This window comes from Mycobacterium sp. (genome assembly GCF_032159565.1).
Lineage (GTDB): Bacteria > Actinomycetota > Actinomycetes > Mycobacteriales > Mycobacteriaceae > Mycobacterium.
In genome coordinates this window covers 1-12,504 of the sequence record NZ_JAVHWR010000172.1, presented here as the reverse complement: position 1 = coordinate 12,504, position 12,504 = coordinate 1, and the positions used below count along the sequence as shown (strand labels likewise).

9 protein-coding genes, 1 tRNA gene and 1 pseudogene are annotated in these 12,504 nt (G+C 66.2%); 6 read left to right on the top strand and 5 right to left on the bottom strand.

Annotated features, from left to right (window positions below; genetic code table 11):
* Positions 1–169: 169 nt before the first annotated feature.
* The gene (locus QOC76_RS22950) at positions 170–469 is read left to right on the top strand and encodes an Rv3654c family TadE-like protein (RefSeq protein WP_526360718.1); all 300 of its coding nucleotides are present in this window, start codon (positions 170–172) and stop codon (positions 467–469) included.
* Here QOC76_RS22950 and QOC76_RS22945 read toward each other — a convergent pair.
* Entirely contained in the window at positions 466–1,569 is a 1,104-nt protein-coding gene (locus QOC76_RS22945) for a PAS domain-containing protein (protein WP_526360716.1), read from the bottom strand. The two genes, QOC76_RS22950 and QOC76_RS22945, sit on opposite strands and share 4 nt — an antisense overlap.
* 290 nt (positions 1,570–1,859) lie before the next feature.
* Positions 1,860–4,175, bottom strand: a complete 2,316-nt coding sequence (gene sftH / locus QOC76_RS22940) for a DNA 3'-5' helicase SftH (RefSeq protein WP_526360714.1) — start codon at positions 4,173–4,175, stop codon at positions 1,860–1,862.
* 267 nt (positions 4,176–4,442) lie between these two features.
* Here sftH and cspA point away from each other — a divergent pair, with 267 nt between their 5' ends.
* The 3 genes from cspA to topA all read left to right on the top strand — a co-directional run bounded on the left by cspA (position 4,443) and on the right by topA (position 8,308).
* Positions 4,443–4,646, top strand: coding sequence for a cold shock protein CspA (gene cspA, locus QOC76_RS22935; RefSeq protein WP_066982775.1), 204 nt, complete (start codon positions 4,443–4,445; stop codon positions 4,644–4,646).
* Positions 4,647–4,769: 123 nt separating this feature from the next.
* Positions 4,770–5,348 carry a hypothetical protein gene (locus QOC76_RS22930; protein WP_526360712.1) on the top strand — a complete coding sequence of 193 codons (579 nt, stop codon included), beginning with the start codon at positions 4,770–4,772 and terminating at the stop codon, positions 5,346–5,348.
* Positions 5,349–5,482: 134 nt separating this feature from the next.
* A complete protein-coding gene (gene topA / locus QOC76_RS22925) occupies positions 5,483–8,308 on the top strand; it encodes a type I DNA topoisomerase (protein ID WP_526360710.1) in 2,826 nt (941 codons plus the stop codon).
* A 7-nt stretch (positions 8,309–8,315) separates the two neighbouring features.
* On the opposite strand, the gene QOC76_RS22920 is transcribed toward topA, so the two are convergent.
* On the bottom strand, positions 8,316–9,923 hold the full coding sequence (locus QOC76_RS22920) for an adenylate/guanylate cyclase domain-containing protein (protein WP_526360708.1): 1,608 nt from the start codon (positions 9,921–9,923) through the stop codon (positions 8,316–8,318).
* An 82-nt stretch (positions 9,924–10,005) separates the two neighbouring features.
* Here QOC76_RS22920 and QOC76_RS22915 point away from each other — a divergent pair, with 82 nt between their 5' ends.
* Both QOC76_RS22915 and QOC76_RS22910 read left to right on the top strand, forming a co-directional pair.
* Positions 10,006–11,214 (top strand): DNA polymerase III subunit delta', encoded by a 1,209-nt coding sequence (locus tag QOC76_RS22915; protein ID WP_526360706.1) that lies wholly within the window; start codon positions 10,006–10,008, stop codon positions 11,212–11,214.
* A 57-nt stretch (positions 11,215–11,271) separates the two neighbouring features.
* Positions 11,272–11,344, top strand: a tRNA-Thr gene (locus tag QOC76_RS22910).
* Positions 11,345–11,462: 118 nt separating this feature from the next.
* Here QOC76_RS22910 and QOC76_RS22905 read toward each other — a convergent pair.
* Entirely contained in the window at positions 11,463–11,825 is a 363-nt protein-coding gene (locus QOC76_RS22905; RefSeq protein WP_526360704.1) for a carboxymuconolactone decarboxylase family protein, read from the bottom strand.
* A 15-nt stretch (positions 11,826–11,840) separates the two neighbouring features.
* Positions 11,841–12,504: pseudogene (locus QOC76_RS22900) on the bottom strand (hypothetical protein); the annotation flags it as partial.

Below are 12,504 nucleotides of genomic sequence, written 5' to 3'. Positions count from 1 at the left end.
GCCGTGCACTCAATCGCTCCCCTCGACGCCGACCTCGACCTCCGCAGAGAAGGCCGGTTGGTTGTCGCGACTGTCACCGCTCGCTCGATCTTGTTGCCGGGCATCGCGATCCGGGCGGTCACGGTGGCCGTGGTCGAACCGACTGTGGGATGAGCACGGTTCAGCCACGGTGATCGCCGTCGCGATGATGGCCGTGCTGCTCGCTGTCACCGTCGGCGGCTCTTACCTTGGGTCGGCGGTCGTCGCGCGCCATCGCGCTCAGGCGGCCGCCGATCTCGCCGCGTTGGCGGCTGCGGCCCGGTTACCGGGGGGTGCCGAATCAGCCTGCGGCCAGGCATCGGTGATCGCGCACGCGATGGAAGGCGAGGTGGCCGACTGTGTGATCGACGATCTCGACGTGGTGATCACCATCCGAGTCGGGCAGGCGCGTGCCGCCGCACGGGCTGGGCCGGTCGACGGGCCGAGTTAGTCGTCGTCCTCGGACTTCTTCTTGTCCTTCTTGTGCTTCTTGGCTTTTCGCGACTTCTTGTCCGGCGGAGCGGCTTCTTCGGTCTCGGCGAACTGCATGACGGCAAGCTCGTCGTCGGTCGGCACGCGCAGCGTCATCAGTGCCGCGAAGGTATCGGGCTCCAGCTCGACGCGATTGATGGTGACGTGCACCGGCGTCCATCCGCCGTCGTAGGTACGCAGCCGCAGCACGCCGCTGGTGGCTCCATTGGCGTATTCGAGCGCCATCCTCGCCATCTGAAGCGCGTCCGCGGGGTTGACCGACTCCTTGCCGTTCTCCCTCGCGTGCCAGTCGAAGAATGGGGCGGGCTCGTCGAGCCACTTCAGCAGCGTCCAGTTCACGGGATCGACCAACGCCCGGTGCACACCGGGACATGGGAGCCCGTCGAGGATTCGCTGCGCGAGGTGATCAGGGGGCAGTGTGGGACCATCGAACTGCGCCCGCCAGTTCATGGCGCGGCAGATGAGTCGCTCGCGACCGTCGTCCTGAGTTTCCGGATTCGCGCGGGCGACGAATCCGACGGTGATCGTCTCGCCCTTGTGGTCGGTGACATTCCACGTGCTGCACAGCTTCATGCCGGGTTCGGCCTTGATGGCCATCGACAGCACCTTCGTCTCGTTGGGGTTGAGGGTGCGCATCGGCAGATCTTCGGCGAACGTCCTGCCATGGGTGGCTTCTGTCGACGGGTCCCGGCCGCTGTTGTAGAGCGACTCCGGTGTGTCGGTGGCGACGCCGGCGGTCAGATCCCATTTCAATGCGCCGGGCATCGTCCGTTCCGGCGGCTCCATGCCCAGCGGCCCGATCCAGACGTGCACGCCGTGCACCCGGCCATCCGACATCACCACCGGCTCGGTACGGATTACGCGGTCGTTCCGCGGCGTGATCGTGCTCATGGCCTCGCCTGAGTGCACAGATTCGGATATCGCGGTCTGAATCGCCATCAGGTCCGGACTTCGCCGCAGAAAAACGCTGATCGGGATGAGATTTTTGGCTTGACGGCCATCGGCGACCACAACGGGCTCGCTGCCGAGGGTTTCCACGAGCAGCCAGTCGTGGCTCATGGGGCAAATCTTACCGGTCTGCGCTTTACGGACCCTCAGGGAGAAATGGCAACGAAATCCGTAGCGTCTTGGTATAGACCACTTATTTGACGGCACCGAAAATGCGAGCTCAGGTTGCCTAAAGGGCTCCCACGAGGTAATTTACGTCTACGCCTGACTTACCGGGACAACAACGAATTGCGTTGTGAGCGTTTCGTCCCAACCGTCTGGCGCTCGGCGCGCCCGATCCGGCACCGTCGATAGCTGGTCCACGGGGGCGGCCGTCGAGGGGTCGGCCGTCGCCCGTGTTCCTATTCCTGACGCCTCAGCTCGCGCAGTACCATCCTCAGCACGTGAACGGCGCCCGCCTTGTCCAGGGGTTCGTTTCCGTTGCCACACTTCGGTGACTGCACACACGAGGGGCAGCCGAGCGGGCATTCGCAAGCCTCGATCGCGGCTGCTGTGGCTTCCCACCAGGTAGCGATCTGCTGGAAGCCGCGATCGGCGAACCCTGCACCACCCGGGTAACCGTCGTAGACGAAAATCGTCGGCAACCCGGCAACAGGTCCCACCGCTGTGGACAGCCCGCCGATGTCGCCGCGGTCGCAACTGGCAACCAACGGAAGAAGTCCGATCGCCGCGTGTTCGGCCGCGTGCAGGGCACCGGGAATGCGCAGCGGTTCGACTCCGTTGTCCTGCAATGCCTCTGGAGTGATCGTGCACATGACCGCCTTGGTATCCAAAGTTCGGGTCGGCATCTCGAGCTCGACGAAATCGATCACCTCGCCGTTCCGCTCGCGGCGCAGATACCCGATCACCGTATTGCTCACCGACACCGGCACCAGGCCAATGGTGATCGGGCCGAACGTGTTTCGCTCGCCCGGTCCGGTCACCGCGATGTCAGTGAGCTCTCGCGCGAACGTCGTATATCCGGGGTCGTCGGCGTGCACGAACGCCACGCCGTCCTCGAAGTCGAGCGAGTCCACCAAGTACGACTCGCCTTGGTGCAGATACACCGCCCCGGGATGGACGGTGGCAGGCGCACGGCCGACGTCCGCGCTACCCAGAAGCCGTCCCGTTTCGGTTTCCAGAATCGCGATCTGGCCCCCGGAGGAGCCGCGGATGTCGACCGCGGGATGGGGGTCGACGCCTGGGCTGGGGAAGTAACCACTTGGACGCCGGCGCAACAGCCCGTCGTCGACCAGGGTCTCGGCGACGGCCTCGGCACCCCATGCGCGTACCTCCGCGTCGGTCAACGGCAGCTCCGTTGCCGCACAGAGCAATTGCGGACCCAACACATAGGGATTACCGGGGTCGATCACCACCCGTTCGATCGGCTTGTCCAACAGCGCCTCCGGATGGTGCACCAGATAGGTGTCCAGTGGGTCGTCGCGCGCTATCAGGAGAATCAGCGCGCCCTGCCCGCGTCTGCCGGATCGTCCGGCCTGCTGCCAAAACGAGGTCACGGTCCCGGGGAAGCCTGCGAGCACGACAGCATCCAGTCCCGCGATGTCGACTCCGAGTTCGAGTGCATTGGTACTGGCCAGGCCCCTTAGGTCGCCCTGGGCCAGCGCGCGCTCCAGTTCACGACGGTCCTCGGCGAGGTAGCCGGCACGATACGACGCGACTTTGCTTGCCAACTCTGGAGCGACCTCCTCCAGCCGCGAACGGGCACCCAGCGCCGTGAGCTCGGCACCGCGGCGGGATCGGACGAATGTCAGTGTGCGGGCGCCTTCGGCAACCAGGTCGGCCATTACCCGCGCCGCCTCCGCGCCGGCAGAACGTCGCACCGGCGCGCCGTTCTCGCCGACCATGTCGGTGCGCAGCGCGGGCTCCCACAAGGCGACGGTGCGCGCACCCTGCGGTGAACCGTCTTCTGTCACTTCGAGCACCGTCTGGCCGATCAACTCCGATGCCGTGGCCGCAGGAGCGGCGGTCGTCGCACTGGCGAAGATCACCGTCGGGGTCGCCGAATAGCGTGTGCACAGCCGCAGCAGACGACGCAGCACCATCGCCACATTGGACCCGAAAACGCCTCGGTAGTAATGGCATTCATCGACCACGATGTAGCGCAGGTTCCGCAGGAACACCGCCCACCGCGCATGGTTGCGCAATATCGAAAGGTGGATCATGTCGGGATTGGAGAAGATCCAGCGCGACCGCTCGCGGGCGAATCGTCGTATCTCGGAGGGGCTGTCGCCGTCGTACGCGCTCGGTGCGACGGTGCCCAGCTTGCTGACGGCGTCGGTGAGCGCGTGGGCGGTGCGCAGTTGGTCGTGGCCAAGGGCCTTGGTCGGCGACAGATACAACGCCCGCGCACGGGGATCGGTGGCGAATGCCGTCAGGATCGGCAACTGGTAGGCCAGCGACTTGCCGGACGCCGTGCCGGTGCTGAGCACCACGTGACGGCCGTCGTGGGCGAGGTCGGCGGCCTCGGATTGGTGTGACCAGGGTGCAGCGATTCCGCGATCAATGAACGCCCGCACCACATCCGGATCGGCCCAGTGCGGCCATGCCCGTGGTCGCGCCTGCCGCGGCGGCAGGTCCGCGACATGGCGCAGCGGCTTCTCCTCCGGATCGGTGCCCTCGACCGCGCAGGCGAGCAGCTCGCGGCCGAAATCCGACATCGTTGGCCCTCCTGTGGATGAATTGTTCCCTACTTGCTGCAACAAGACTGTCGCTGGAGCTTCGAACATGATTGACTAAGGGCGGTCGCAGCTTCTGTGTTCGTGTATATGCACTCGCAGGATCGACGTTGCGATCGCGGTTCCTGCGAGGGTTGTAGGTCGGGTCAAGTTCCGGCGACACACGCGTTGGTATGGCGGTCGGAACGGGCCCGGTGCACCGGAAGTCGGTGGACCGCTCCCGGTAAGAAGAGAAGGAAAGATCGAAAGATGCCACAGGGAACTGTGAAGTGGTTCAACGCGGAGAAGGGCTTCGGCTTTATCGCTCCCGAGGACGGCTCCGCCGATGTGTTTGTCCACTACACGGAAATTCAAGGATCCGGCTTCCGGACTCTCGAAGAGAATCAGAAGGTCGAGTTCGAGGTCGGTCAGAGCCCCAAGGGCCCACAGGCAACCGGCGTTCGGTCCATCTAAGTATCGAACCTGACGAATCCCCCTGCACAGTCCATTGAGGGCCGGCGGGGGGTTTTCGTTTCTGGGCGCGACTGCGGCCCCGCCGACAGCACGGCAGCGCGGTACTGGCCTACTGTCGTCTCCGTGAGCCAGCTGTCCTTCTTCTCGGCAGAGTCGGTGCCGCCTGCGGTCGCCGACCTGACGGGGTTGCTCGCCGCGCCCGGCCAGGTGGTCGTGGTCGGTGAGGGCGCACGGCTGTCTGTCGTGGTGGATGGCCCGTGGCGTGCGGTCGCCCTGGCCGAGATGATCGTCGATTCGGGTCTCGAGCCCGAGATCGCCCGAACAGACGAGAACACGCCGTTGGTCCGCACCGCGGTGGATAGCCGGCTGCTGCGCATCGCCGCCGCCTGGACGCGGGGAGCGGTCAAGACGGTGCCACCGCAGTGGCTGCCCGGCCCGCGCGAGCTGCGGGCGTGGACGCTGGCGGCCGGAACGCCCGAAGCCGACCGTTATCTATTAGGACTCGATCCGCACGCTCCCGACACTCACTCACCCCTCGCCTCGGCCCTGATGCGGGTCGGGATAGCACCGACTCTCATCGGCACCAGAGGCTCGCATCCGGCACTGCGGATCAGCGGTCGCCGACGGCTATCACGCCTGGTAGAGAATGTGGGGGAACCTCCTGGCGACGTAGAGGCGTTCTCGCTCTGGCCCCGAATCTAGGGCCTCGGCCCCGGAGGGCCAGTTTGCGTCGGCTCGTCCGGGGTGCGAAATTGTCAGGTGCCAACGGCGACGGATAGTCAAGAACGCATGAATTCGCGTCGAACGGCAACATATGAAGTGGAGCGTAAGCACAGGTGGCTGACGAGGACCGCGGCAGCGGCCGCAGCGGGGGTGTGCGGCGACTCGTAATCGTCGAGTCGCCTACTAAAGCACGCAAAATTGCGGGTTACCTGGGCTCCAACTACATTGTCGAGTCGTCCCGCGGACACATCCGGGACCTGCCGCGCAACGCCGCCGACGTGCCTGCGAAGTACAAGTCGGAGCCGTGGGCGCGCCTCGGTGTGAACGTCGAGGACAACTTCGAGCCTCTCTACATCATCAGCCCGGAGAAGAAGACCACGGTCGCCGAGCTGAAAGACCTGCTCAAGAACGTCGACGAACTGTATCTGGCCACTGACGGCGACCGTGAGGGCGAGGCCATCGCGTGGCATCTGCTGCAAACCCTGAAGCCGAGGGTGCCGGTCAAGCGGATGGTGTTCCACGAGATCACCGAACCCGCGATCCGGGCGGCCGCAGAGGATCCGCGGGACCTGGACAACGACCTGGTCGACGCGCAGGAAACCCGCCGCATCCTGGACCGGCTGTACGGCTACGAGGTCAGCCCCGTGCTGTGGAAAAAGGTCGCGCCGAAGCTGTCGGCCGGCCGCGTCCAGTCGGTGGCGACCCGCATCATTGTCCAGCGCGAACGCGAGCGGATGGCGTTCCGCAGCGCCGGCTACTGGGACGTCACCGCCGAACTGGACGCCAGCGTCTCCGACGCGCAGGCGTCCCCGCCGACCTTTATGGCCAAGCTCAACACCGTCGACGGCAGGCGGGTGGCCACCGGCCGCGACTTCGACTCGCTGGGTCAGCTCAAGAAGCCCGACGAGTTGCTAGTCCTCGACGAATCCAGTGCCGGGGCGTTGGCGACGGGCCTGCGCGGCGCTCAGCTCGAGGTCACCTCGGTTGAGCAAAAGCCTTACACCCGTAGGCCTTATGCGCCGTTCATGACGTCGACGCTGCAGCAGGAGGCCGGCCGCAAGCTGCGGTTCACATCGGAGCGCACGATGAGCATCGCGCAGCGGCTCTACGAGAACGGCTACATCACCTATATGCGTACCGACTCGACGACGCTTTCGGAGTCGGCCATCACCGCCGCCCGCAACCAGGCCGGCCAGCTGTACGGCGAGGAGTACGTGCACCCCACGGCGCGCCAGTACACGCGCAAGGTGAAGAACGCCCAGGAGGCGCACGAGGCGATCCGGCCCGCCGGTGATGTGTTCCAGACCCCTGGTCAGCTGCACAGCCAGCTCGACACCGACGAGTTCCGCCTCTACGAGCTGATCTGGCAGCGCACCGTGGCCTCGCAGATGGCCGATGCGCGCGGCACGACGCTGTCGTTGCGCATCTCCGGAGCCGCTCGGCCGGCGACAACAGACTCGGGCCAGTCGACCGACGGCCAGCAGGTCGTCTTCAACGCCAGCGGGCGCACCATCACGTTCCCCGGCTTCCTGAAGGCCTACGTCGAGAGCATCGACGAGCTGGCCGGCGGCGAATCCGACGACGCCGAAAGCCGGCTGCCGAATCTTCAGCAGGGCCAGCGCGTCGACGCCAAGGAGCTGACGCCCGACGGTCACAACACGACACCGCCCGCCCGGTACACCGAGGCGTCGCTGATCAAGTCGCTGGAAGATCTTGGCATCGGCCGGCCGTCGACGTACTCGTCGATCATCAAGACCATCCAGGACCGCGGCTACGTCCACAAGAAGGGCAGCGCGCTGGTGCCGTCGTGGGTGGCGTTCGCCGTCACCGGTCTGCTCGAACAGCACTTCGGGCGGCTGGTCGACTACGACTTCACGGCCGCGATGGAAGACGAACTCGACGAGATTGCTTCAGGCCACGAGCAGCGCACCAACTGGCTCAACAACTTCTACTTCGGCGGCGACCACGGGGTGGCTGATTCGATCGCCCGCTCCGGCGGCTTGAAGAAGCTCGTCGGCGGCAATCTCGAGGAGATCGACGCACGAGAAGTCAACTCCATCAAGCTGTTTGACGATGCGCAGGGAACCGCGATCTACGTCCGTGTCGGCAGGAACGGACCTTATCTGGAGCGCACCGTCATCGGCGAGGACGGCGAACCCACACCGCAGCGGGCCAATCTCAACGACTCGCTGACACCGGATGAGTTGACGCTCGAGTTGGCCGAGAAGCTGTTCTCCACACCGCAGGAAGGCCGATCGCTGGGTGTAGACCCAATAACCGGCCACGAGATCCTGGCCAGGGACGGACGCTACGGGCCGTATGTGACCGAGGTGCTTCCCGAACCGGACGAGCCCGACGACGGCGCGCCTGCCAAGAAGGCCAAGAAGCCGACGGGCCCCAAGCCGCGCACCGGTTCACTGCTGCGGTCGATGGATCTGGAGACGGTCACGCTCGAGGACGCGCTGCGACTGCTGTCGCTGCCACGCGTCGTCGGCGCCGACCCCAACACCGGCGAGGAGATCACCGCGCAGAACGGGCGCTACGGGCCTTACCTGAAGCGCGGCACCGACTCTCGTTCGCTGACGACCGAAGAGCAGATGTTCGACATCACCCTCGACGAGGCGTTGAAGATCTACTCCGAGCCCAAACGCCGTGCCGGACAAGGTGCCTCGGCGCCGCCGCTTCGGGAGTTGGGTGCGGATCCGGCGACGGGTAAGCCGATGGTCATCAAGGACGGCCGTTTCGGTCCGTATGTGACCGACGGTGAGACCAACGCCAGCCTGCGCAAGGGCGACGACGTGCTGTCGATCACCGACGCGCGGGCCGCCGAGCTGCTGGCCGACCGGCGCGCACGTGGTCCGGTCAAGCGGACGGCGAAAAAGACCGCCAAAAAGGCGGCGAAGAAGGCGCCCGCGAAGAAGGCTGCCAAGAAGTCCTAGCTGTTCGCTAGCGGGAAGCCTCGCTGGACATCTCTTCCGGCTCTGTCTGGCGGATCTCGACGAGGTTCAGCGGACGGGCGAGCTGGGTCGGGGCGGTACGGCCGCGGAGTTCGACGATCTCGCCGACGTCCCAGCACAGCGCCTCGGCGTCCAGCGCTCCGCTGACCGCGATCGCCGATGCCAGCACGTGGCCCTCCTCGAGCTTCGCGAGCTCGGTGAGGCGGGCGGCTTCGTTGACCGGGTCGCCGATCACGGTGTACTCGAAGCGGGCCTGAGCGCCGATGTGGCCGGCGATGGCGCGGCCCGCGGACACCCCGATGCCGAACTCCATTTCGTCGCCCAGCACGTTCAGAAGCTCGTCGTGCAGCTCGCGCGAGGCCGCAAGCGCGGCACCCGACGCGTCCGGATGCTCGATCGGGGCGCCGAAGATGGCCAGTGCAGCATCGCCCTGGAATTTGTTGACGAAGCCGCCGTGGCGAGCGACGGTGTCGACGACGACGCGGAAGAACTCGTTGAGCAGGCTGACGACCTCGGAGGCGGGCCGATTGGAGGCCAGCTGAGTCGAGCCGACCAGGTCGACGAACAGCACAGCGACGTCGCGTTCCTGACCGCCGAGTTCCGTGCCGCGTTCGAGTGCGCGGCGGGCGACGTCCTCGCCGACATAGCGACCGAAAAGGTCGCGGAGTCTTTGTCGTTCGGCGAGGTCGCGAACCATGTCGTTGAATCCGGCTTGCAGCAGGCCCAATTCGCTGGCGTCGTAGATCTGCATGTGCGCGTTGTAATTGCCGCGCTGAACTTCACCCAGCGCCCAGCGCAATTGGCGCAGCGGATCGGCGATGGCCATCGCCACCAGCACGGTGCCCGCCAAACCGACGAGCAGTGCGGCGATGGCCATGATCAGGATCGGCGTGGTCAGCTTCTCGGCGGACGCGGTGAGGATCTGAAACTTGCTGGCGACCAGTGCCAGCACGATCGCCAGCACCGGGACGCCGGTGGAGAGCACCCACGTCAGTACCTGCCGCAGGATGACGCCCGCGGCGCGGTAGTTCTCCGGTACACCGCCACGTAGTGCCGCAACAGCGACAGGCCGCAGCACCCGTTCGGACTGCAGGTAGCCGATGATCGCCGTTGCGGTCGCGCCAAGCGCGGTGGCGACCGCGACAACAGGTGCTGCATGGCTGGCCACGGGCCAACTGGCGACGATGAAGACGATGGACCCCAGGCACCAGTTGACGACGCTGATGAGCGAGCGATAGAACGGCATCTTGAGCGCGCGGGTGCGGGCCAGCTCGGTGGCGGCCGGGTCGCTGTCGACGAGCAGGCTGTCGCGGCGCTGCCAGCGCATCACCGGGATCAGCAGCTTCAGGCTGACGTAGGCGCCGACCGTGAACGACAGGAACAGAAAGCCCAGGAAAACGGCCAGGTTGAAGGCGGGCAGGTCCTGAAGCTGGATGCGGTCCTCGGGAGGTAGCCCGAACCGGAGAAAGCCCAGCACGAACAGCGCGCCGATGATGTCGGACTGCAGCATGCCCAGCGTGAACACCGGCCATGGCGTACGCGCCACCCAGCGAACGAATGCCCTGATTCGTCCGATCGGTGGGGCCTGCGTGGTCACCCGTTAACCGTATCGGGCCGGGGAGACCGGAATGGACGCACTGGGACGGACGTGTCGGTTCGCAGCACTACTGTTACCTCTGATGGCCGGTGTGTTTTCGCGTCTGGTGGGACAGGGCGCCGTTGAGGCGGAATTGGTGGCCGCAGCACAGGCGGCGCGCCGTGACCCCGCTCACAACGCCAACGCCACGGGGACCATGACACATGCCTGGCTGATCACTGGGCCACCCGGATCGGGGCGCTCGGTGGCCGCGCTGTGCTTCGCGGCGGCGTTGCAGTGCGAATCCGATGGCGTGCCCGGCTGCGGCGAGTGCCGCGCGTGCACCACGACGATGGCTGGGACGCACGCCGACGTGCGCAGAATCATCCCTGAGGGGCTGTCGATCGGCGTCACCGAGATGCGCAACATCGTGCAGATCGCCTCCCGGCGGCCGAGCACCGGACGGTGGCAGATCGTCGTCATCGAGGACGCAGACAGGCTGGGGGAGCGTGCCGGAAACGCGCTGCTCAAGGCGGTAGAGGAGCCGCCACCGTCGACAGTGTTCCTGCTGTGCGCGCCGTCGGTGGATCCGGAGGACATCTCGATCACCCTGCGGTCGCGCTGCAGGCACGTGGCCTTGGTTACGCCGGGTTCCGAGGCGATCGCGCAGGTGCTGATCGACTCGGACGGGCTGCCCGCCGAGGACGCCAAGTGGGCGGCGTCGGTCAGCGGCGGGCATGTGGGGCGCGCGCGGCGGCTTGCCACCGACGAGCAGGCGCGGCGGCGACGGGAGCGCGCGTTGGGGTTGGCGCGCGATGCGGCGACGCCGTCGCGGGCCTACGGTGCCGCTGAGGAGCTGGTGGCCACAGCGGAGGCCGAAGCGTTGGCGCAGACGGCCGACCGCAACGAGGCCGAGACCGAGGAGTTGCGCACGGCGCTGGGTGCAGGTGGTACCGGCAAGGGCACCGCTGGCACGCTGCGCGGTGCCACGGGCGCGATCAAAGACCTTGAGCGCAGACAGAAGTCGCGTCAGACACGGGCGTCCCGCGATGCGCTGGACCGGGCGCTTATCGACCTCGCGACCTATTTCCGGGATGCGCTGCTGGTGTCGGCGCAGGCGGGCGAGATCCAGCCGAATCACCCGGACATGTCGGACAAGGTGGCGGCGATGGCGGCCGCGGTGCCACCCGATCGATTGTTGCGGTGTATCGAGGCTGTCTTGGACTGTCGTGAGGCGCTGGCCGTCAACGTGAAGCCGAAGTTCGCGGTCGACGCGATGGTCGCCACGGTGGGTCGGGCGCTGCGGAACTGACTTGGGTGCTCGCCGAGGCCTGTCGTAGACTCGTGCCGCCCGGTCAGCGCCGGGCGCGCCACCTTAGCTCAGTCGGTAGAGCGATTCACTCGTAATGAATAGGTCAGGAGTTCGATTCTCCTAGGTGGCTCACCTGCCTGTATTACCCCGTGGCTCAGTTGCCCGCGAGCGTGCGTGTTTGCACACCGACACGCCGCATTTTCCGGCCTTTCGTGCGCGCTCGCGGGCGGCGAGAGTGCGCGTTTGTCTCAGTCGCTCAGAGCTTCCCCGGCGATCCTGTTGGCAGTTGCGGCCGCAGGGAAACCGGCGTAGCCGCTGGAGTGGTAGATGACCTCCGCGATCTCGTCGTCGGTCAGGCCGTTGGTGCGGGCGATCTTGAAATGGACGGCCCGCTCGTCGGTGGCTCGCAGCGCGATCAGCATGCCAAGCGTCACAAGGCTGCGGTCGCGGCGACTCAGGCCGTCGCGTCCCCAGAGGCGGCCGAAGACGTTGTCGATGCCGATCTCGAGCAGCTCGTCGGCGAATCCGCCACGAGGCAGACCCGCCTCGCCTTGAAGGTCCGGCAGCAGTTCTCGGAAGACGTTCATTCCTGTTTCGCGCACATCAGTCATGGGTTCACGATGGCATCACAGGGGCGCCAGGTAACCCACCGGGCCTGATGCGACGCAGACGGACAGAGCGGCGGTGTTGGCGCGCACGTTGATGGCGTCGCCGGCGCCCGGTAGGCGGACGAAGACGCGGTTGAGCCCGGGATGGACGGGCACCTTGGTGTCCCGCCCTTCGCTGAGCGACATCGTCATCGAACCCTCGCTGTTGGCGAGGTAGTTGATCTCGGCGGTCCAGTCGGCCGGGAGCAGCGGGCCGTCCAGCGGCATGCGCACAGGGAAGTCGGGCTGGACGAGGTAGCCGCACTTCGGGTCCGGACCCCTGACGATGGTGCGCACCCAGGTGACTTTGGCGTCGACCAGGTGACCGCGGTTGTCGAGCATGCGGAGTTGGGTTGTGGTGCTCGCGAATTCGGGTCGATCATGAAGTAGTGCGAACATGTGGCTGGCCATGTTTTCGGGCGCGGCAACGCGTTGAAGGACGAACGGGTCGACCTCCTGCTCGAGCATCGGAGCGCTCGACGTTTGGTGCGCCCTCGCGAGGCCAGCTTGGGCGTTCTGCAGGTAGGCCTGTGCCGGGTTGTCCTGCCAGATAGTCGTAAATGTCTTGGTCGAGTAGAGGCTGCTAGCAAGGAAAGCGACTGCGGCGGCGACAGTTACAGCTTTCCGTGTGGGGGAGGTGTCG

Excerpts from the sequence above, each read along its gene's own strand:
- QOC76_RS22945 (WP_526360716.1), bottom strand. The coding sequence starts at position 1,569 with ATGAGCCACGACTGGCTGCTCGTGGAAACCCTCGGCAGCGAGCCCGTT.
- sftH (WP_526360714.1), bottom strand. The coding sequence starts at position 4,175 with ATGTCGGATTTCGGCCGCGAGCTGCTCGCCTGCGCGGTCGAGGGCACC.
- cspA (WP_066982775.1), top strand. The coding sequence starts at position 4,443 with ATGCCACAGGGAACTGTGAAGTGGTTCAACGCGGAGAAGGGCTTCGGC.
- QOC76_RS22915 (WP_526360706.1), top strand. The coding sequence starts at position 10,006 with ATGGCCGGTGTGTTTTCGCGTCTGGTGGGACAGGGCGCCGTTGAGGCG.
- QOC76_RS22905 (WP_526360704.1), bottom strand. The coding sequence starts at position 11,825 with ATGACTGATGTGCGCGAAACAGGAATGAACGTCTTCCGAGAACTGCTG.